At 57.5% G+C, this 21090-nt stretch carries 14 protein-coding genes and 3 pseudogenes; 5 read left to right on the forward strand and 12 right to left on the reverse strand.

Features of this window, described 5'->3' with window-relative positions; all coding sequences use genetic code 11:
• Positions 1–51 precede the first annotated feature (51 nt).
• Genes I6F17_RS09020 through I6F17_RS09030 form a run of 3 tightly spaced genes read right to left on the reverse strand, consistent with a single transcriptional unit; the run spans position 52 to position 4368 of the window.
• Positions 52–870, reverse strand: a complete 819-nt coding sequence (locus tag I6F17_RS09020; RefSeq protein WP_225126471.1) for a gamma-glutamyl-gamma-aminobutyrate hydrolase family protein — start codon at positions 868–870, stop codon at positions 52–54.
• Positions 867–1925 carry a dhydrorhizobitoxine desaturase gene (gene rtxC / locus I6F17_RS09025; protein ID WP_036016014.1) on the reverse strand — a complete coding sequence of 353 codons (1059 nt, stop codon included), beginning with the start codon at positions 1923–1925 and terminating at the stop codon, positions 867–869. Before rtxC ends, I6F17_RS09020 begins: the two co-directional genes overlap by 4 nt.
• 31 nt (positions 1926–1956) lie before the next feature.
• On the reverse strand, positions 1957–4368 hold the full coding sequence (locus I6F17_RS09030; protein ID WP_249782415.1) for a 2-aminoethylphosphonate--pyruvate transaminase: 2412 nt from the start codon (positions 4366–4368) through the stop codon (positions 1957–1959).
• A gap of 941 nt (positions 4369–5309) precedes the next feature.
• Here I6F17_RS09030 and I6F17_RS09035 point away from each other — a divergent pair.
• The 3 genes and pseudogenes from I6F17_RS09035 to I6F17_RS09045 form a co-directional block, all read left to right on the forward strand.
• Positions 5310–5609 carry a transposase gene (locus I6F17_RS09035; protein WP_225126467.1) on the forward strand — a complete coding sequence of 100 codons (300 nt, stop codon included), beginning with the start codon at positions 5310–5312 and terminating at the stop codon, positions 5607–5609.
• A gap of 70 nt (positions 5610–5679) precedes the next feature.
• The gene (gene tnpB, locus I6F17_RS09040; RefSeq protein ID WP_225126465.1) at positions 5680–6003 is read left to right on the forward strand and encodes an IS66 family insertion sequence element accessory protein TnpB; all 324 of its coding nucleotides are present in this window, start codon (positions 5680–5682) and stop codon (positions 6001–6003) included.
• 96 nt (positions 6004–6099) lie between these two features.
• A pseudogene (locus I6F17_RS09045) lies at positions 6100–7087 on the forward strand (IS66 family transposase); the annotation flags it as partial.
• An 88-nt stretch (positions 7088–7175) separates the two neighbouring features.
• On the opposite strand, the gene ltrA reads toward I6F17_RS09045, so the two are convergent.
• Positions 7176–8417, reverse strand: a complete 1242-nt coding sequence (gene ltrA, locus I6F17_RS09050; protein ID WP_225126463.1) for a group II intron reverse transcriptase/maturase — start codon at positions 8415–8417, stop codon at positions 7176–7178.
• Positions 8418–9099: 682 nt separating this feature from the next.
• On the opposite strand from ltrA, the pseudogene I6F17_RS09055 reads away from it, so the two are divergent.
• Positions 9100–9650, forward strand: a pseudogene (locus I6F17_RS09055) (transposase); the annotation flags it as partial.
• Between the two features lie 31 nt (positions 9651–9681).
• Here I6F17_RS09055 and I6F17_RS09060 read toward each other — a convergent pair.
• Positions 9682–10305 (reverse strand): LysE family translocator, encoded by a 624-nt coding sequence (locus tag I6F17_RS09060; protein WP_225126462.1) that lies wholly within the window; start codon positions 10303–10305, stop codon positions 9682–9684.
• 104 nt (positions 10306–10409) lie between these two features.
• Between I6F17_RS09060 and I6F17_RS09065 the strand changes: the two genes are divergently transcribed.
• Entirely contained in the window at positions 10410–10862 is a 453-nt protein-coding gene (locus I6F17_RS09065; RefSeq protein WP_036016017.1) for an Lrp/AsnC family transcriptional regulator, read from the forward strand.
• Positions 10863–12202: 1340 nt separating this feature from the next.
• Here I6F17_RS09065 and cysN read toward each other — a convergent pair.
• The 7 genes and pseudogenes from cysN to I6F17_RS09095 form a co-directional block, all read right to left on the reverse strand.
• On the reverse strand, positions 12203–14086 hold the full coding sequence (gene cysN, locus I6F17_RS09070) for a sulfate adenylyltransferase subunit CysN (RefSeq protein ID WP_036016018.1): 1884 nt from the start codon (positions 14084–14086) through the stop codon (positions 12203–12205).
• Positions 14086–15042: a sulfate adenylyltransferase subunit CysD gene (gene cysD, locus I6F17_RS09075; RefSeq protein ID WP_085969306.1), complete on the reverse strand. Its 957-nt coding sequence runs from the start codon at positions 15040–15042 to the stop codon at positions 14086–14088. Before cysD ends, cysN begins: the two co-directional genes overlap by 1 nt.
• A gap of 210 nt (positions 15043–15252) precedes the next feature.
• Positions 15253–15546, reverse strand: a complete 294-nt coding sequence (locus I6F17_RS37715; protein ID WP_276573253.1) for a hypothetical protein — start codon at positions 15544–15546, stop codon at positions 15253–15255.
• A gap of 20 nt (positions 15547–15566) precedes the next feature.
• The gene (locus tag I6F17_RS09080) at positions 15567–16355 is read right to left on the reverse strand and encodes a sulfotransferase (RefSeq protein WP_276573252.1); all 789 of its coding nucleotides are present in this window, start codon (positions 16353–16355) and stop codon (positions 15567–15569) included.
• Between the two features lie 792 nt (positions 16356–17147).
• On the reverse strand, positions 17148–17333 hold the full coding sequence (locus I6F17_RS09085) for a hypothetical protein (protein ID WP_074448398.1): 186 nt from the start codon (positions 17331–17333) through the stop codon (positions 17148–17150).
• Between the two features lie 1987 nt (positions 17334–19320).
• Positions 19321–19611 carry a hypothetical protein gene (locus I6F17_RS09090; protein ID WP_225126552.1) on the reverse strand — a complete coding sequence of 97 codons (291 nt, stop codon included), beginning with the start codon at positions 19609–19611 and terminating at the stop codon, positions 19321–19323.
• A gap of 155 nt (positions 19612–19766) precedes the next feature.
• Positions 19767–20025: pseudogene (locus I6F17_RS09095) on the reverse strand (IS3 family transposase); the annotation flags it as partial.
• Between the last annotated feature and the right edge of the window lie 1065 nt (positions 20026–21090).

Below are 21090 nucleotides of genomic sequence, written 5' to 3' on the forward strand. Positions count from 1 at the left end.
CCCTTTCGGCTCGCGCGGGCCACGTTTCGTTTGCAAAATCACGATCTGCCTCTAGCCCTTCTTAGTCCGGCAGTACCCAACACACGCCTCTCCAAATGCTTTGAACAGTTGCTTGCTGAGGAGGTCGGTTGAGACGTGCCATTCGGGGTGCCATTGCACACCGATTTGCAGCGTCGGAGCGCCAATCACTGAAGCTGCCTCGACCAGACCGTCAGGCGCCCACGCCTCCTCTCTTAGCGCTGGGGCAAGTGCCTCGATGCCTTGATTGTGCAGCGAGTTGACTTGCGCTTCGATCGTCCGCGCGATTGGAAACAGTGCGCCATAGGATGATATCCTGACGCAGTGCGCGGCATCGTACTGACGGTCCCTGGGACGATCTGGCTTCTCGGCATGCATGGCGCCGCTTTCTCGGCTCCACTCCGCAAGCGATGGGCGGAGTGTTCCGCCGAAATAGACGTTGAGTTCCTGAAGCCCACGGCAGATGCCCAGAATAGGCATTCCGAGGGCGATGGCGCTCTCTATGGCTACGGCAGAGAGCCTGTCCCGGGGACGGTCAAGGATCCCAGGCTCAACATCCCGCCGATCAGGATCCGCAAAGGATGCGGGCGCTGACAGGACTGCGGGGTCCACGTTTGATTCATCGCCTGTCAAGACCAGACCGTCGAGCCGGCGCATGATGGCCGGGGCGACCTCCTCCATAGCATCTTCCGCGTCGACGGTCGGCAATATGACACAAGCCACTCCCGCATGACGATGGAGTGCCTGCACGTACTTGCGCCGTAACCAGTCGCGATGCACACCATCGACCAGAAGACGGTTCGAAGTGACGGCGACAACGGCTTGGGTGCGCTCGGGCTGTTGCAACCTCACGCCACCTTGCCTCGCGTGCGAACCCCGGCAACGGACTGCTCATACAGCCGTCGATTTCGCTCTTTCAACTGAGTTATGACGCTAGGTTGACCTTGAGGTCCCTTGACAAAGAGCCCGCCCCAGGTGGCGGCGACCTTCGCGTAGTTCGGATCCTGCATTCGGATTTTCTGAGCCTTGCGCAACAGCCAAAACGGGATGCCGGGTGAAAGGTGATGCTCAAGGTGGTACTCATCCAGATTCTGTCCCAGGATGGCTCGCTCGAGGAAGCTTCCTTTCCTATTCCTGGTGAGATAGACGTTCTGCGTCTCTGTCTCGCACATGGGTGAGTGCTCAGCGAGTTCGATAAACCAGCCGAGAACCTGAAACGTGGTGAGATAGGGCACGATCCAAAACAGGACGACGATATGGAGCAGACCAAGAGCATATGATCCGGCCAGGATGCTGAACCAGAACAGATAGAAGCCATACCTGTCGACAAGTATGCCTGAGCGGCTCTGCTCTTCGGTCTCTTCGATCGAAAACCGATTAGTCCAAAGATACTTCAGATACGCTACTGTCGCGCCGCCGAAGATCGGCTTCCAGATGATGTTGAAAGCGTATCTCTCTGGAGGCTGCACATCGTAGACGCCGCTGGCCAGGAAAAACTTCAGGTCGGGATCCTTGTCCGGGTCGCCGAGATAGGGATGATGCAAGTAGACATGTGAGATCCGGTAGGCCCAGTGGCGTTGGAACAAGGGATAGGAAGCGAACAGAATGCCCAGCACATAGTTCCAGGTCGTATTCTTCGCGAGCGTGCGGTGAGCCGCATCGTGAGCGATGGTTGTCAATCCGCGTTGATAGGCACCGATCAGGAGAACGGCCAGCGGGTAGAACCACCACGAGACAGACACGGTCGCAAGCGTGCACGCTGTGATGACAGCGTAATCTTTCGCAATGTAGGCGGCCCCCGTGATGTTGTCCGGCCTTAGCTCCGAAAGCTGCTTATTGATCTCCCGACTGAATTGAACGGCCTCATAGCGTGATGACCTCAGTTTCCAAGCGTCTGCCTGATTCATGAGAACCTCTTCCTGATCGCCTTGCAGGTTGTCAGATTGCGGAAAGCGCCTTGTCCAGATCGCGCAAGATGTCGTTAACATCTTCGATGCCGACACAAAGCCGGATTGAACCGCCAAATATGCCGGCCGCTTCGCGCTTTTCCCGCGGGACAGTGGTGTGGGTCGTCGAGACAGGATGAGTCACGAGCGTGCGGGCATCTCCCACATTAGAAACGTGATACATCAAGTCAACGTTCTGGATGAACTTGCGCCCGGCCAGCTCGTCTTCCACTTCGAACATGACCATCGCCCCATGTCCGTATTCGGTGTTGAGTGTCTGATCGACGATTTCCCGATCGGCGCCCTCAAAGAGCCCCGGGTAGAAGACGCGACGCACTTTAGGATGCTCCTTTAGAACGCCGGCGACGATCCTGGCATTCGCGCAGTGCTGCTTCATGCGAAGCGGCAGCGTTTCAAGCCCTTGGATCAGTTGAAAGCTCGCAAACGGGGCGATGGCTGCACCCGTATCGCGCAACCAGGTCATGCGAGCCTTGAGGAGAAACTCGCTCTTTCCTAGATCATCGACATCGCGCACAGCGTTGTGCCAGACAATTCCGCCATGCGCTTCGTCGGGACCGTTGAACAAGGGAAAGCGGGAGGCTCCCCGATAGCTAAATTTACCGCTGTCAACGATTAGTCCGCCGAGGGTCGTGCCATGACCGGATATATACTTTGTTGCAGAGTACGTCGTAACTGCGGCGCCCAGGTCTGACGGCCGACATACCAGCGGCGTGGTCGTATTGTCTACGACCAGAGGCACGCCGTACCTTCGGCCGATTTCCGCCAGCTGTTTGACCGGGAGCGGAATCAGACAGGGATTCGAAATTACCTCTCCGAACAGGCAAATCGTGCGATCATCAATGGCACGTTCGAACGTCTCGGGCCTTCGGGGATCTGCTGTCCTCACGCTGATTCCCAAACGCTTTAAGGTGTTGTGGAGCAGGTTCCAGGTATTGCCATATAGATACGGAGAGGCAACAATATTGTCCCCTACTTCGCCACTTGAAAGGTTGATGATAGCAAGGAACGTCGCCGCTTGACCTGACGCAACGGCGAGCGAATCGCTGCCCATGTCGACAGCGGCGTAGCGCTTCTCCAGCGCGCGGGTCGTCGGATTGATAATCCTCGTGTAGGTGAACCCATCCGCCTTGACGTTGTAGACGTCAGCGATGTGATTTAGATCGCCATCGAGTTCATAAGCTGTATTCTGGTAAATCGGCACTGCGACGGCTTTTGTCACCGGGTCGCGTCGATAGCCCGCATGCAGAACAGCAGTCTCGGCGGAAAGCCGCAGCTGCCGGTCCCCAGCTGATTGAGCCGGCATCTTTACGCGCGCCCCATATGCCTCTTGGCCCGACGCCGGCCTTGCTGACCGGGCCTGACCGGACCGGAAATATGTACGAAAGGCGCATCCCAACTGCTCAATCCAGCTGGATTGGATTTGCCCAATGCAACCGACCCGAAAGCTCCGCGTCGCAAGATGCAGCTTCGAGTAGACGTAAAGATTATGGGCCGCCAAGTGGCGATACAGCCCATCGAATCCTGGCTGGTCCACTATTCCGGACGGCGCACTGAACGCAACACAGACCGGCGACTGCAACTCGGGGGACAACAGCGGAGCCACTATCCCTTCGAGTTCCTTGATGAGGTCGTCTCTGACCTTCTCGTACCTGAAGCGCCTGGCATCGATGCCTTCCTCGTGCAGAATCTTCAAAGCCATTGTCGTTGCCTGAACGACGTGGGTTGGAGGGGTCGACCGCCACTCACCCGTGCGCTCGAGCGAGCGCCATTGATCTCTCACATCGAGCACAAACGATCTCGGTTCTTGAGTCGCATTCTCCAGCAGCTCGCGCGAGGCGATGACAAACGCAACTCCCGGCGGCCCTTCTATGCACTTGTTGCTCGATGTGACCAGTACGTCAGGTCCACGCTGGCTCAGATCGATATTGAGGGCGCCGAAGGAACTCATCCCATCGATGATGGTCTTTACGCCACCTCGCCTCGCCACCTCCACGATCTCGTGCAGCGGATTGACGATTCCGGTCGTCGTCTCACAATGCACGAAACACAGGTGCGTAACGCCGGGATTTCGGCTCAGATACTCGCCGATCTCTTCCGGATCCAACGGATCGGTCGCGCGCTTGACAAGCTTCAGTGCTTCGACACCCCACAGCCGCAAAATTTGTAGAATGCGCTCGCCATAGATGCCGTTTACGCAAACGAGCGGCCTGTGGGCTCGGGACACAAATGAAGAGAGGGCCGCCTCCATTGCAAAGGAGCCACCTCCTTGAATAGGCACCACCGAATATTCCTCAGCGTTTCCCAGCAAGTTGAGCATCAGCCGCCTCATGCAGGCGGTCACCTCCTTGAACTCGTCATCGCGAGACGCGAGATCAAGCTGCATCTGGCTCCTGACCGCCAGCGATAACGATAATGGACCAGGCGTCAGCAAAGACCGCTGTCTTGTCAAACCATTCCTCCTAACATTGTATTGGTCGATGACCTGGAGTACGCACAGCAGGGAGCGCCGTGGCGCGCGCCCCGTTTCTCATCAACAGCTTCGAATGAAGCGACATGTATCGTGGACGCGTTTCGCGTCGGCGCCCGAAAAGGCTGTCGGATGACAACCTCCATATCTCATCGCGGATGGAGAGCGATGTTTCACAAAGCTCCTCATTGATGCCCTTCAGACCTCCCAAATAGCCTTTGGCACTAAGCACTCGGGCGCAACCGGCGCCGACGTTCGCTCTCATCCACTGTCACGTCTGTGCAAGCTTGCGCGCGATCGCCCTCTTGCAGCTATGAAGCGCCAGTCTGCGGACAATTTACGTGTGAGCCTGTCCGGTCAGGCACGCTTTACGCTAGCAAGGCGATGCAGCCAGGAGACGACGTGCCCGGATTATCAATGCCTGGCACACTCGATGATCGTGGTTCGCAGCGGGAGTCTAATGCGTTGCTTTGGACTTGATACATTTGCACTCCGTCGCTGGTTGGAGGATCTGGGACGCTGATGTCTATTTCGGAGATCGTACAACTTGACGTTACGGGCGGTTCAACCCTCTCCGGGGATTTTCTCACGTAAATTTTCCTGACGTACTCTCATTTGGCGGCGACAAGCTGACGTAAGCAGCAGAGGACAGAGGATTCACAGCGCGGTTGAATCGTTTGAGAGTTCAATTTGGACCGATCGTAAGCATTCCGCCTGCAAGCGCGAGCTGGACCGCAGTGAGGGCTAATCGGCCCGTTTACGGTAACCGATGTTCCGCTCCCACGTTGTCCTCGCCGCCGTGATCTGTGATCGCCTATCCATGGACGAGCAACGGGAATTTCTCCATGGAGAGTACATTGGAGTTTCTCACGACCAGAAAGTCTGGACGTGAGCCGCATCGGCATTGGCCGGACGAGATCAAGGCGCAGATCGTTTCGGAGAGCCTTCGGCCCGGAGCGTTGGTGAATGAAGTCGCAGAGCGCTACGGCCTGAAGCCGAACCACCTTTCCACCTGGCGGACGATGGCGCGACAGGGCAAGCTGGTTCTGCCACAACCCGAGGACGCGGCGGAGTTCGCAGCGGTCATCGTCGAGCCCCCATTTCGGAGCCGCCGCTCAAGAAAGCCAACCGCCCCGAGATTCTCTTCGGCTCTGTGACGATCCGTCTGGAAGAAGACGCATCTGCCGCCCGGATCGCCTCTGTCGCGCTTGCATGCGCAGGTTCCTCATGATCTTTCCGTCAAACCGCGTTCGGATCATGGTGGCGACCAAGCCCGTCGATTTCCGCAAGGGTCACGACGGATTAGCGGCGCTGGTAAAGAACGAGCTGCACAAGGAACCGTTCACAGGAACGGTCTTCGTATTCCGATCCCGCAAAGCGGACCGCCTGAAGCTGATCTACTGGGATGGCAGCGGTCTGGTGATGGCCTACAAGCGGCTGGAGGAGCACACGTTCACTTGGCGAGATATCAGGGACGGTCTGATGACCCTTGGGCTGCCCAGTTCGAGGCGCTGTTTGCGGGCTCGACTGGCGTCGGGTTCGTACCGTTGAGGCAAGAGCACCGACCGCAATCGAATAGGTGCGGCACGATGACTCGAGCGAGAAATCCGGACGGCGAACAGAGGTAGAGTTTGACAAACTTCCGGCATGTTGGACGCCGCCGATTTGCCGGACGATATTGCTGCCTTGAAGGCGATGCTGCTCGCAGCTCAAGCGCGTGAAGTCCGCAAGGATGATCGGATCGAACGGCTAGACAAGCTGGTCGCCGCCTTCAAGCAGGCTGCCTTTGGGCGCAAGTCCGAGAAGTCTGATCCCGAGCAATTCGATCTCGCATTGGAAGACCTGGAAACCGCCATAGCGGCCATCCATGCCGAAGATGAAGCCGATAGCCCCTCGGGCAAACCGAGCCCCAAATCTCGCGCCGCCAATCGTGGCTCTCTTCCCGCCCACCTTCCTCGTGTCGAAGAGATCATCCAGCCGGAGAGCTTGATCTGCAACTGTGGCGGTGGCCTGCATTGCATAGGGGAGGACGTATCCGAGCGGCTGGATGTCATCCCTGCGCAGTTCCGTGTCATCGTTACTCATCGTCCAAAATACGCCTGCCGTGCCTGTACCGACGGCGTAGCGCAGGCTCCAGCACCTGCACGATTGATCCATGCAGGATTGCCAGGCGACCATCGCGCATGTGCTGGTGTCCAAGTATGCCGATCATCTGCCGCTCTACCGCCAGGCCTAGATCATGAACCGCCAGGGGATTGATCTCGACCGCTCAACACTCGCCGACTGGGTTGGTCGGGCAGCTTTCGAACTGCGTCCGGTTTTCGATGCCTTGCTTGCGGACCTGAAGCGGTCAACGAAGCTCTTCATGGACGAGACCCGTGCGCCGGTGCTTGATCCAGGTTCTCGTAAAACCAAGACAGGATACTTCTGGGCGCTGGCCCGTGATGATCGACCGTGGGACGGAGGTGCGCCGCCGGGGATAGCCTTCACCTATGCACCCGGTCGCGGCGGGCTACATGCCGAGCGGATATTGCGAGGATTTACGGGGGGCATCCTTCAGGTGGATGGTTATGCCGGATATAATCGGCTGATCGCGCCGGATCGTGTTGGGCCGAACATCCAACTTGCCTATTGCCGAGTAGGCGGGGATGTTGCCAACCCCGCCCCTCACAGACCCGGACGAGCGGATTACCCGCATCCGGTTCTTCACGCGCAAGCTTCGCTCACGGTACGGCATATTGGTGGACGATCTTGACTGTCGGCAGCGGGTGTCGCGCGAGCATGGCCCGGAAGCGCGACCACGGCAGATTGCTGTGGCGGCCACGCCGTGCGAGCCATTTCTTCCATATCCGCATGAGCTGGTGGTGATACCATCTGATCCGTCGGCCGTTGCCGGAGATGCCGTAGTAGGCGCAGTGCCCCCGGATCACCCGCGACAAGTGGGCGTGCTGTTCCCGGAATGGACGATGCAGGTTGAGCCGACACCATTCCATCACGGATGCGAGCGCGCGAGCGTAACGGTCTTTTGCCGTTATCTGCCGGACGACATTCTTACCCCTCCTCGATTGACCCCACACGTGGGTGAAGCTAAGGAAGTTAAATGTGGTCCCCGCCGTCGCGGGATGGCGCCCACCTGGGCGTTTGAACCGGAAGTCTACGAAGCGGGTCTTGGTCGGATCAAGTTGAAGCCCATACCGACCGAGCCGCTTACCCAACACATCCAGCAATCGCTTGCCGGACAGGTGGTCCTCGAAGGCGATCACCGCGTCATCAGCGTATCGCACCAGTTGGCACCGCCCCTTGAGCCGCGGTCGCGCCACCCCCTCGAACCATTCATCCAGCACATGGTGCAGGTAGATGTTCGCAAGCAGTGGCGAGATCACGCCGCCTTGGGGCGTTCCACCAGTCGAGCGGCGTAGGATGCCCTTTTCGAGCACCCCCGCCTTCAGCCATTTGTCAATCATCCTCCGGACGATGCCGTCCGTGACCCGTTGATCGAGGAATCGGCGGAGGTGCGCGTGGTCGATGGTGTCGAAGTATTTTGAGATATCGACATCCACCACCCACCGCAGCCCTTGCTCCATGAACCCTGTACGCAAGGCGCGCAGGGCATCGTGGGCCGCTCGTCCCGGTCGGAAGCCGTACGAGCACGGCAAGAAGTCCGTCTCGTAAATCGGCTCCAGCAGCAGGAGAATCGCTCGCTGCGCCACCTTATCCTCCAGTGTCGGAATGCCCAGTGGCCGTTCGGTGCCATCCGCCTTGGGGATGTAGTGCCGTCGCACCGGCGGCGCGATGTAACGGCCGGATTTGATGCGCGCCAGGAGATCATCAAGGTTGAGCTCCAAGTTCGCCTCATAGTCCGTTGCCATCATGCCGTCGACGCCGGGCGCGCCATCCTTGCGCGTCAGACGATAAGCCTCGAGCATCCATTCACGGCCGATCAGGTGATGCAACGAGGTCAGCACCCGCTCGGGATGTTGACTCGCCAGATCAGCTATCCATTGTCGTTTCGTGGACAGGTTTGCGGGACTCAGCGTTCCCTCCCGTGTTTCTCGTCAATGGGTCTTCACGCGTGGCGGCTCCCTTCCCTCGAGCGGGTCCCGGTGAGCCCAGTTCCCCGCCTTCCTCGGTACTACCAAGCCGCTACGACTTCCCGCCGTGCATATCCGTCGACTTATGTCTTCGCTTCGGGATTCCACATGCCTTGGTGTTTTCGTGTTCGCGTACGCGCTCCCGATGCTCGCCAAGTCGGTCATCGGGCCTGGAGCTTTGTTGAGGCCGGTGCTCCGTACCGGCTTTCCACGTGGGCACGAACGGGATCTCTCAGGTTTCCTGGTGACCCGTCCCGTACCTTTGCCCTGCTCTGAGACCCCGGCCGAACCGGTGAACCTGACCATAGCGGCTTTCCCGATGCTGCCCCCGGACCCAACACGGCGAAGGCTTCAGCAATCACATGATTTCGAGGCTGCCACAGGGCTTAAGTACCCGCTGTCTACGCTTCACGAGCGACGTTGCCGTCACCCATGCAAGACTCGCTTCCGGCTGGCGGGCTCCGCCTTTGCCGGGAGGGCGTCGAACCCTCTGGGTCACGTTGAAAGGTTTCAGATCACATTCTTCCTCCTTTCCAGGACTTGTCCTGACGCAAGTTGGGCGCATGCTTGTCGTAAACTGGTCGAGATCACTCGCACCGGATCAGCGCCGATTGCCGACGAAGGCTTGAAGCGGATCGGTGAACTCTATCGGATCGAGGCAGAACTGCGCGGTTCCGCACAAGCTCGCTCGCCGGGCGGCAGGAACGATCAGCGCCGCTAATCGCGGACATGAGGGTTTCGCTGACGCATCATCGCGCCCGTGTCGCGGGCAAGTCGCCGCTCGGTGAGGCGTTGGCCTATATCGCCAAACACTGGGATGTCCTTTGCGTCTTCCTGACTGACGGCCGGATCGAGATCGACAACAATACGGTTGAGCGCACCATCAGGCCGATTGCGTTGAACCGGAAGAATGCCCTCTTTGCCGGACACGGTGCAGGAGCGGAGAACTGGGCGACCATCGCCTCACTCATCGAAACGTGCAAACTCAATGCCGTCGATCCGTTCGCCTACCTGTCCTCCACACTCACCGCCATCGTAAACGGGCACAGGCAGATGCATATCGACGTGCTGATGCCGTGGAACTATTCGCGGCGGACAAATGGCTAAAGTTTGCAGGATGCCCTGATCGAACGAGCAGTCACCTGCTGAACTGTGATAGCTGTTCGACAATAAGCACGATTGCGATAGTGATCATCGCGACACCGGAAGCTTGTGCGACCAGCCGAGCAATGCGTGGTCTGGTTCGAAGGACAGCACGTGAGGTGGCCGACACTGCTGTGTAAATCACGGCACAATTGATTATGTGAACTACGCCCAGCAAGGCGATTTGTGCCGATATCGGCCACGTAGACAGACGACTGGTGAACTGCGGTAGGATGGCCAGGAAGAGCAGCAGCGCTTTAGGGTTGATGCCGCTGATACCAAAGCCGCGCGTCAGCCACTGATACCAACTTCCTGTCTGCTGTTGACCTGCTTCCGGAAGGGGCGGGCTCCGTGAAACCGCAAGCCCAAGATAGAGCAAGTAGGCCGCGCCGATCAGTGTAAGCCCAGTTAGGACAGACGGCACGCTGGCGACGATGGCTCCCACACCAGCGGCTACTACTGTCGTGACTGCTACGTACCCCAGCAACATTCCAGCCACGGCAGGCACTATCGCACGATCCTTCATGCCTGCCGATATCGCGTAAGCCCAATCGGCTCCTGGTGTCAGGACAAGTGACAGCGACAAAGCCCAAAAGGCGGCGACCAAACCGATTTCCATCTCATGCACCTCTGATTGCGAGATGCGGATTTTTACGGCGTCGCTGGCGAAATGTGCTCCCAAATTATTGCAATGAACGAGCGATCTGAGGCATATTCTCTCGCATGGACGCAATTGACCGCAAGATACTTGCTATTCTTCAACGCGAAGGACGCATTTCTGCTACCGACTTAGCGGAGCGCGTCGGTTTAAGCCTTTCGCCTTGCCATCGTCGATTGAGAGCGCTGGAAGAAGCCGGAGTGATAACGGATTACAGAGCCTCCGTAGAGCCATCGAAGCTGGGCCTTGGGTTTGCGGCTATTGTTTATGCGACTCTTCGCGAGGGGAGCAGAGAAAACGTGTTGGCGTTCGAGAAGGCGCTGCTCGGGGTGCCCGAGATAGTCCAAGCCCAGCGACTCTTCGGTGAGCCTGATTACATGCTTCACGTCGTCAGCAAGGACCTAGCTACATTCCAAAGACTGTACGACGACAGCCTTCTCGCCCTGCCACACGTCATGCGCCTCAATTCGACGTTGGTGATGAAAAGTGTAATCCCGAGCCGACCATTCCCGATCTGATCTCAGGTGGGAGGAAAACACCGCTTACGCTTCTCCGCGTTGCCGGCGAGATCACTCCTGCATCGCTTTGCTGTTATCAGGTCCTTGCGGTTGACTCGAGAGGACTTTGCCGCCTGCGGTCGAGTTCGACTTGATGATGATTGAGCGATCCTTGCTGGCCGCTTAGCAAGGATCAGTAGGTACCTTTCGGCGAGCGGCCGTGCGACAGAGCATGTTGTCCTGATTTGCTGGGAGTGCGTCGAGCCGAGTCCAGATGAGTGGTACAGGTCCATCTTTCAAATCGATCGTCGGCAGACTCCATTGTTCGCTACTACACGCCGCTCGCCGCGAGACATCTCACCGGGCGATCATGGCGGCGAAGGTACGGTGATTTACGGCGCTCAAACGCCTCAGCCGGCGAGCCACCCATCACCAGCACTCGGTGAGCGCAAGTACCTCGCCCATGAGGCACTCTGGTTCGAGGATAGTCACTTCCGAGCCGTTCTGCTCGCTTTTGATTCCTCCGCAGGCCCGCTCGTTGATGTGCACTCGCGTTCTACGCGGTCTAAAGTGCGGTCGAGCGCGTCGATGGCTGACCAGAGCGGCTCATCGAGAGATCATTCTTTGTCGCTTGGCCAGCGATGAGCTCCCTTAACTTTTCGGTCGCGTCAATGGCCGCCTTCATGGCAACACGATGGAAGGAGGACTGGAGCATGACGCGAACACGCAACGGAGCTCCGTAGCGCAGGATGCCTAATGGTCGCGGCAGCGTTGCCTCGCGATGAAGGTGCTGGGCGTACGCCGACCGTGTTCGCCTACGAGCGGCGGCCAAAAGGAAGCAAGCTTGCCGGACGTTACCATAGGTCACGACAGGATGGATCGCGACCGATTGCTCGCTTCAGATTGATCAATATACCTGGAGTAAGCCCAGGCTCGCCGGATAGCCAGCCCCGGAAAACCGCGGCCCGCGCTTCGTACTGTGCGGGAGAGTAAAGCCGCCCGAGTTCGCGGCCCGGCGCGGCTTTAAAGGCAGATCGGCGTGTCCTTGGCCGCACGCGCACCAAGAAGCGCGAGGCCCCCCCTCAACCTAGTGGAAGTCGGACTTCCTCTCTGGCCTTTCTCACCGCATCGTAGATTCTGATCTGCAGCATGGGACGGCGTCTCTCGAGCTCCACCGCTCCATCCTTGCTCGCGTACTCGGTTTTGAATTGACCATCCACTTCGAGCACATAACCGGAAGCTGGGAGTACACGAGAGGGTGCGACCATTCTGTTCCTTTCGAGCGAAAAGTTTGACCGCAGGTCCCGCCTGAGCCGCGCCGGAAGGATATTGTGCGAATTGATGACCTGGCGCGAGCACATCTAACCATCAAGAATTGAGCGCGCTATCAAGACATCCACTACCGCTTTCGCTGAATGCTCTAGGTTCTGCTCCATGGTCCTGAGATGAATATCCGGTGTTTCTGGTGCCTCGTAGCAGGCGTCGATTCCGGTGAAGTTCTTGATGTTGCCTGATTTCGCCATTGAGTACAGCCCTTTCGGGTCTCGCCGCGCGCATTCCTCGATCGGCGTATCGACAAAGACTTCTATGAACTCTTCGTCGCCAACAAGGATGCGCACCCTGTCCCGTTCGGCTCTCGTGGGCGAGATGAACGAGCAGATCACAATCAAGCCGCTGTCCGCCATCAACTTGGCAACTTCACCGACACGCCGAATGTTCTCCACGCGGTCCGCCTCCGAGAAGCCCAGATCGGCGCTTAATCCGTGTCGGAGGTTGTCGCCATCCAGCAGCATGGTATGCCGCGACATCGCAAACAGCTTTTGATCAACGAGGTTCGCAATCGCCGACTTTCCCGCGCCAGACAGGCCGGTGAACCAAATGACGCAAGGCTTCTGATTCTTGAGCGCGGCACGTTCCCTCCTATCCACGGATAGGGCTTGCCTAGCAATATTGGCGGTCTGCCGCAGCGGAACGGCAATCATGCCGGCCCCCGCCGTACGATTGGTGTAACGATCGATGACGATGAATGATCCGGTCTTCCGATTGACGTCGTAAGCATCGAATACTGCGGGCATTGTGGTCGCAACATTACAGAAGGCGATCTCGTTCAACGAAACCATCCCGGCGGCCAGATGCGCACAAGTGTTGACGTCGATCCGATGCCGAATTTCGGTAATGCTGCCGGAAATCGTCTGCGATCCGATCCGCAGGATGTAATTGCGTCCGGGAGCGAGCGGCTCCTCGTCCATCCAAATCACATAAGCAGCGAATTGGTCGGCGACCTTCGGTTGATCGTCCGGTCGGGACAGAATGTCGCCGCGGCCGATATCAATTTCGTCTTCCAGTGTAATGGTCACCGCATCCCCGGCTTCGGCGCCGACAAGGTCGCCACCGTGGGTCACGATCCGCTTGATGCGCGTGGTCCGTCCCGACGTGGCGACAATGATCTCATCCCCCGCCGAGATCCTCCCCGAAACCACCGTCCCGGCATAGCCCCGAAAATCCGGATTTGGCCGGTTCACCCATTGTACCGGAAAGCGGAAAGCCTGGCTTGCGGTGCCGGACTGGATGTCAATGCTCTCCAAATATTCAAGCAGGCAGGGACCACGATACCAGTTGGCACGCGCGGAGCGGTCTACGACGTTGTCGCCGTATCGCGCCGAGATCGGGATCGGAACGATCGAGGTGAAGCCGAGACCGGCGGCGAAGGCCATATAGTCGCACGCGATCCGATCGAAGCACTCCTTGTCGTATGCGACAAGATCGATCTTGTTCACTGCCAGCACGATATGACGAATACCGAGCAGCGCGCAGATAAAGGAGTGGCGGCGCGTCTGAACCATCACGCCTTTGCGGGCATCGATCAGGATAATGGCGAGCTGGGCTTGCGAGGCGCCGGTAGCCATATTGCGGGTATACTGCTCATGGCCGGGAGTATCGGCCACCATGAAGGAGCGCCGCGGCGTAGTGAAGAAGCGGTAGGCAACATCGATCGTAATGCCCTGCTCCCGTTCGGCCTCGAGGCCGTCCACAAGCAGCGCGAAGTCGATGTTATCCCCGGTGCTACCGTACTTGATGCTGTCGCGTTCCAGCGCCGTGATCTGATCGTGGTAGATCATCTTGCTGTCGTGCAGTAATCGGCCGATCAGCGTCGATTTACCGTCGTCCACCGAGCCACATGTGATGAATCGTAGCTGATCCTTCGTCCGGGCCGGAACCGGTTCCGTTGTCGGCTCTGTAAACATCAAAAGTAGCCTTCCCGCTTCTTCTTCTCCATTGAAGCGGCTTCATCGGTGTCAATTAGGCGCCCCTGGCGCTCCGACACGGTCGCGGTCTGCATTTCTGCGACGATACCTTCGATCGTCGTCGCATCGGATTCGATAGCCCCGCTCAAGGGATAACATCCAAGGGTGCGAAAGCGGATCATCCGCATTTCCGGCGTCTCGTCGCAGTTAAGCGGCAATCGCTCGTCGTCAACCATGATCATCGCACCATTTCGATGAACTATCGGTCTTCGTTTTGCGAAGTAGAGCGGAACGACCGGAATTTTCTCGATCATGATGTATTCCCACACCTCGAGCTCGGTCCAGTTTGACATCGCAAACACGCGCATGGTTTCGCCCTGGCGAATCCGTGTATTGAACAGGCTCCAGAGCTCCGGCCGTTGGTTACGGGGGTCCCATACATGTCCAGCCGAACGGAAGGAGAGTATCCGTTCTTTCGCGCGACTTCTTTCCTCATCGCGCCGGGCTCCGCCAAAGGCGGCATCAAATCCGTGGAGGTCGAGCGCCTGTTTCAGCGCGTCCGTTTTCATCACCTGGGTATGTAGCGCGGAGCCGGAATCGATCGGATTGATCCCACGCGCGCTGCCGTCCTTGTTGACATGGACAATCAGGTCGAGGCCGAGCCGCCTGGCTGTCGCGTCTCGGAAGCTGATCATCTCGCGGAACTTCCAGGTCGTATCGACGTGAAGCAGGGGGAAAGGTATTTTTGCCGGATAGAACGCCTTGATCGCAAGGTGTAGCAAAACGCTTGAATCTTTTCCGATGGAGTAAAGCATGACGGGCCTTTTGAACTCGGCGACCACATCACGCATGATTTCTATCGATTCAGCTTCGAGACGGTGCAGATGTTTTGGCAGCATATATCTTGTTTTCGGTGCAGGATCTCTGTTCTTCGCCGCTCTATGGCTCCAGCCCAGAGCGGGGAATATCCGCGGCAGAAATGGCCGGCCAAGGCGCACGGCTCGTCAATGAGGCCAAGACCCGTTCGACAGCACACTTCGGACGCGGCAGCATATCGCATTCTGCCGCTCGTACGGCCGGCGTGCGGCACACCTGATCGGAGATCAGCGTGCCGGTTAAGTTGGCTAAATCAACCGGCGTGGCTTGATCACAAGCATTCAGAGTCCTTAGGAGCTCCCGAGGATCTGCTCAAGCCGCGCGACCTCGCCTCGCAACATCTCGATAGCTACGTCCCGGTTCTCCGAAATGTTCCAAGTAGTGTGGGCCGACTCTCCAGCGTGAGATAAGCCGGACAGTCCTCCCGCCTTGGCACTTCGCAAATCCCACCAGGTTCGGAATATCCGACGATAGAGTTCGGTTACTTCCCGTCCCCTGTCCAGAACTCCGGCTTTCTGGGCATGCAGCAGTTCCTGCTCATATCCGAGTTCCACCAAAAGCTCGGCACCGACCAGATCGGTCACGGTTTGCATCTCTTCGACGCTCAATTGAGATTGCCATGATTGACAGAGCTTTCGTCGATGGTGTTTCGTTCCAGGATTTTTCGGTCTCCAAAGCTGCTGGACTGAAGATAATCTACTCGTCCCATGCTCGCCGATGCGACGCCTCCTGGATCACAGCCGAGCGCTGTCAGTAGACGCTGGATTTCCTCGTCCGGGTGCGCCACGAGCAGTTCGTATTGCACCAAATGAGTCTGCGGGCGAATACGTTGCGCGGCGAGCCTAGGAAGACCCAAAACCAAATCGGCCAGTGAAGATATTATGCCATCGGGCAGTCGAAGCATGAGGTCAGCGAGACTGGATACGCTCACCGGCTGCGCGCTTTCTGCCCGCAGTGGGATGCCCCACGTCGATTTCAGTGAAGCGGCGATGGCGTAGGGATTGCGCATCAGAAGGATGTGTGGCGATTCCGGATAGACGGATTCAACAAATTCAAGTGCCGTCCAATAGCGTGGTGTCTTATCTATGATGATGCGCTTACCCGCTTTTGCCAGATACTGATCGTATGCTGCATCTGCAAAAGCGCGGCTAACGATCGTGCGATCTATCCGTCCCAAGAATTCGGAGGTGGCGGCCTCAATTAGAGAGCTGCCGGCCGGATGACGCCGATCCACCTTGCCAATTGCTTCAAGCGCCAGCATTAACCAGGGTTCAGGCGGAGCCACAATGTCTGGATGGAGCTGCAGCAAATGTGCCAGGAGTGTGGTCCCGGATCGTGGAAGACCAAGGAGAAAGCACACCTCAGGTGAACGACCAAAACGTCCGCTCATCATTCAGACACTCGTGCTTGGCAAGCGCCATCTGTCGGCGCTAGCTCGATTGGGCGAAACAAAGCCGGCCGCCGGATCACATGGGGGCAACCGCTTGCGTACAAGGAGTCGAAAGGACAAGAATTTTGTCTGCCACTCATGACTTGAGACCCGTTCAGTCCGATCGGGCGGGATCACAGAACGATAACTGCAATCGCTTCCCCGATTGCTCGACCGATAAAACGAAATCAAGCAACAGCTCAATTGCACGAAGATTGACTGCAAATATAGCAAGGTTGAAAAGAACTATACGGACGTTTGCCAAGGACCGCGCGCGGCACATCATGCGCTGGGGCATTGAAGAGGTAACTGCGACATGCACGTTGCTGAGGCTCGGCATACACAAACAATTTAGGCATATGAGCGGAGTGCTGCAAAGAAGCAGACTATAACGCGAACATCACACATGGCAGGACGCAGCAATCTTCTCAGCGCGGTAGCGATCCAGACGCTACTTCCAGTGAGCACCGCCGTTGGTCGGCCAACACACTGGATCGGCCGTTCATGTGGGAGATCCTTGATTGGGCCATCACCAAGGTAATGTCTTCACTGCCGATTGGTCACAACCGTTGAGACCACGTCTAAGATAGTCCGTCAATAATGAGAGGATGCTGGAGCTCCCACCGCGACAGTGAACCAGGATCCAAACACTCTCTCAGCGCGGATCCGTAAAGCTAATTTCCGACAAAATTTCTATGGGTACTGAGGGCGGCCCAGCGAGCCGCCCTATCGCGCCAGTACCAGCGCTGCTCAAAACTACCGTTGGTGTCCGAGCCCGATTCCAAGATGCAAGGCCTTCTGGCGGAGCGCACCGACGCTGCGTTTGGTCATCTTTGCTATTTTTATGACCGGGGTTCGGGCCTTCGAATGGACTTTGAGCTCCTTGATATCTGCCCTCGTCCATTCGCGCCGCTTAACGCGTTTCTTGGTTGCTTTCTTCACGATGAATGCTCCTTTTGAGAGGAGCGGCTTGTAGCATAGTTTTCACGGCACGACGACCGCAAAAAACAGACAATATGATAGAAGTGGCGCCAGCGTATAACTTGGTCATGCCTTCCAAACGCGAGACGTCTGGGCTAGTACAGCTGTGGAACTGTAAACTTCATATACACCTCGCGCTCTGAGAACGTTCCAATCAACGCCCTTCTATTCGCAGCTAAGCAACTGACACTCTCTGGAATGAGTAAGCCAACCCCGAGATCAGTTTAGCCGACCGTCGTCTCGACCACGCTGATGTGCATGAAGAGGCCAGATTCTCCATCCCTCAGGTTAAATCAAGCCAATATCCCTAGCCGCGTTGAACAACTTCGCAATACCCATTACAACGCCACTGTTTCCAAATGTGAACTTCGAGGTGTAGTTGAGTACATCACCATCAGCAAGGGGGTGATCGGCTGACCGTCACGCCGGCAGCGGTTTACGTGGGCTCAATCGCTTGCCGTGGGGCGCTTTCTGCCCGCGTTCGTTCCCACCTGCGAAGTCAAAGGGGCGGTTGCTCAGCTTTCGGCTGTTGCGCGATTTGTCGCTCAACCTACGCCTGCATAGCACACCGATCTAAGTGTTCGAGCGTCTCAAAATATCCCTTCCCTCCTCGCTGAGGATCCAGCACCCGGCCTCCCGCATCAGCTTTGGCCGAAAATACCGAGTTGGGGCGCGCGGCTGCGGTGCGCTTCATACGAGCTGCCACTCCGGGCCGCTGCTATACAGATAGCCAATGCTGCTTAACGACTTCGATGCTTGCCCGACCGTGCGGCTGGCCGGCAGCATCTTGAGGTAGACAGCTGAAAACTCACGCACACGCCCTTGACCCAAGGAAAAGCCCGACAACGCCTATTTTGCGGTAAGCTCCAGAGGCGCGCCCCGCCTCAAAAGAAGGCTTCCTCCTTAAGCCCAATGCGCGACACCCGCCTGCTGTCGCCGCGGTAAGCACCGCTTTCGACGGCATCGGCCACATCCTGCCCGAAGTTTCCGAAGAACGGTTCAGCATTAGATAGCTGCGTTGACTAGGAGTGTGACGAGGTCTCAAGTGTCGCCTTGGACCGGTACGAGATCAAACGACGTCGGTGGTAACCACGCTGTTGTACATCTTGACGAATGACGTCGCTCACGGAACGAACCGCCCGCTTCTTTCTCTTCCAATTGCCGTCCAATCCCGCGGGGATCCCAAAGCCTGTCGGAATGACCAAAAGATCGTGTCTTTGGTTCAAATAGATATCGAACATGTGGTGTCTTTTGTCGCACGAGCGTAGACCGGCCGTTCATCGGTTTGGTGACATCGAAGCAACAGTCTCCCTTAAAGTCACTGGACGATCAAATGACATTCGAAAGCTCCCGTCCTGATACGTCAAGACCGTCACGGGCACGATGGTGGCGCAAGATGTGAGCGTGTTCACGTCCCAACTTAGGGTCCGCTGACAGGCGCACTCGCCGATCGTCGACCTGAAACGTGGCGAGAGTACATCTAATTGACTCAGCTACTTTGCGGCTTTGCGGCTTTGCGGAACCTACGCTACAGTTTTTTGGTTCTGGCAACTAGTTGATGCAGCATAACCTTGACCAGTCCTAGCGAGCACACCCTCGCCAGCTATCAGGCTTCCCAAGCGATGGCTTTACGAGGCGCCGCCTCGGGAAGCAGACGATTACGTTTATCGCCGGTATAGTTGAAGAAATCCTCCGTCCCGTCTTCGCGGACCGTGTCGAGAGTAAAGCAATGGACCTCCCATAAAGATCCACCTATGGCGGTGCCGAGCCGGTATGACCGGAAAGCGACTGTGTTCAAGGATCCGGGCCAGTTCGGGGCAGGCGTCGTTGACTAAAACGACGTCAGGAGGGACCGAAAGGACGTTGATATCTATGTAAAGACTGGACAACGGCAGATCGTCATCGTCGTAAGCTGGGGAACTATTTTTGAGTGGTTCGGGCGCGACTATCACTTGCGCATTGCTTCTGGCAAATAATCAGCCACCTTTTCGAGACCGCACGAGCAAAGGGTCATCGGTCGATGCACCTTCACGTTAAGCTCCCGCAACGGGTTCACAATTCCTTCGACGTCCTCATTCAGTTCGCCGAGATAGCGGTCCTGGATTCGGTGGCGGACCCGTGCGCCAGCTTGCGTACCTGCTGCCGCCGACGAGAGAACGCGGACAATACCACTCCCAGCGAAGCTTAAGATTGATATAAGAGAATAGATCGCAAGAGAGTTCGCGATCGTGAGCCGCATGATTGGTGGCCGTACCCACCACGACTTCCTTCACTCTCGACCCCTCGTCGTACGAATTTAAGGTCACGCTTACCGGTATTGGCCGTGCCTTCAGGATTCCACAGACCGACTGCCGATCTGTGCCGATTGTGTAAGTGGAGCGTCTGCCATAGTAAGGCTACCGCACGGAATGGCAGCGGCCGGAAGTAAGCTTGATCCGGAGCGCCGCCGCCAAGGCTCGAAGGCGGACGCCGGCCATTGTAGAAGGCGAGGTATCGTCCGCCCGAGACGCGGGCGTCGGACACAGTCTCATAGGCATGCTCGACGAATTCGTTGTCGCGCCGGGCAAGCAAGGGGGATGCCATGACTGGCGAGCACGCTGGTGAACGTCGCGCCCGTGAACTACGAGCCTTGGTCGGTGAAGATGTCCCGCTTCCGTGGAAACCTCAGGAAGGGCGAAACCCTTGCTTGCTCATGAGAAGCTCGTCCTTGGGGATCCTCGAAAGGCTGATTGGATGGATTAGCTAATGCAGGTGAGGTTCGAAGCTCCAACACATCGGCGAAGATTGTCCAATCGCGGACACTCTTTTGCTTGCAAAAATCAGTCTCCGCCTGCTGAGCAGCAGCACTCAGGGAGGCGGCATCGACCTTGAATGCTGCCTGGCACGCACGATGCTCGCCGCCAGTATCGTCACAAACGGTCTTAATAAACCGAACATTAAATGAAGGCATGCCCCTCTCTTCCCGTGGTTCGCTTATCTACTATTCTGCCATTCGCACCGAGAGTACTTGATCTGCCTCAAGCAGCACCCCAAGAGGTCTGTCCGCTCGTCCGAAGATAGATCCAGATGTAACAGCGCGGCGCGAGCCGCTTATTGTCGCGAAGAACAGGGATGGCCTGTCTGTCCTACCTGCCTTATCGCACGACGCTTTGAGCCGAGGGGCAGCGCCTCTCAGGAGCCTCATGCCGCCGAGTGTTTGATCGAGGATTGTCTCGCAGAGACGATCGAGGGCAACATGCACTAGCATTGCAGGCGCGCGCGTGCAGAATTTTCATATGCGGCGGCGAGGCACTATACGCGCAGGCGATCGTGCAGCAATCAGGCAAGGAACCCCGATCATGCATCCGACAGTCCACCAGCCGCCGCCACAGCAAAGCCGATCATAAGGCTTGTCGCAGCCCACGTTTCCACGAGCCCAGGTCCGGACTTCAGTGCCAAACCCTAAGGGTGGGATCAGCCCCGCAAGGCTACCGACAATGAAAGGCGAACAATCGTTTGACCATCCGCGTGCACGGAGCAATGAGGAAAAATGCTGCCGTAGCCCTTGGAGCGTGAGTTGCGCCTCAAATCAACACGCTGGCGTCTTGCAGAGAGTGCGAGGCCCTGGCGGACTCCCGAGTTCGGACATGTCGACTGCCAACGCGGGCGTCTGTGGCACGTAGCTGCCGCTCGAGCTCAACCACTCCGGATGGACTGGCCTTTTGACCCGCATCAATGC

It is taken from the genome of Bradyrhizobium sp. NBAIM18 (assembly GCF_020193825.1).
Taxonomy (GTDB): domain Bacteria; phylum Pseudomonadota; class Alphaproteobacteria; order Rhizobiales; family Xanthobacteraceae; genus Bradyrhizobium; species Bradyrhizobium yuanmingense.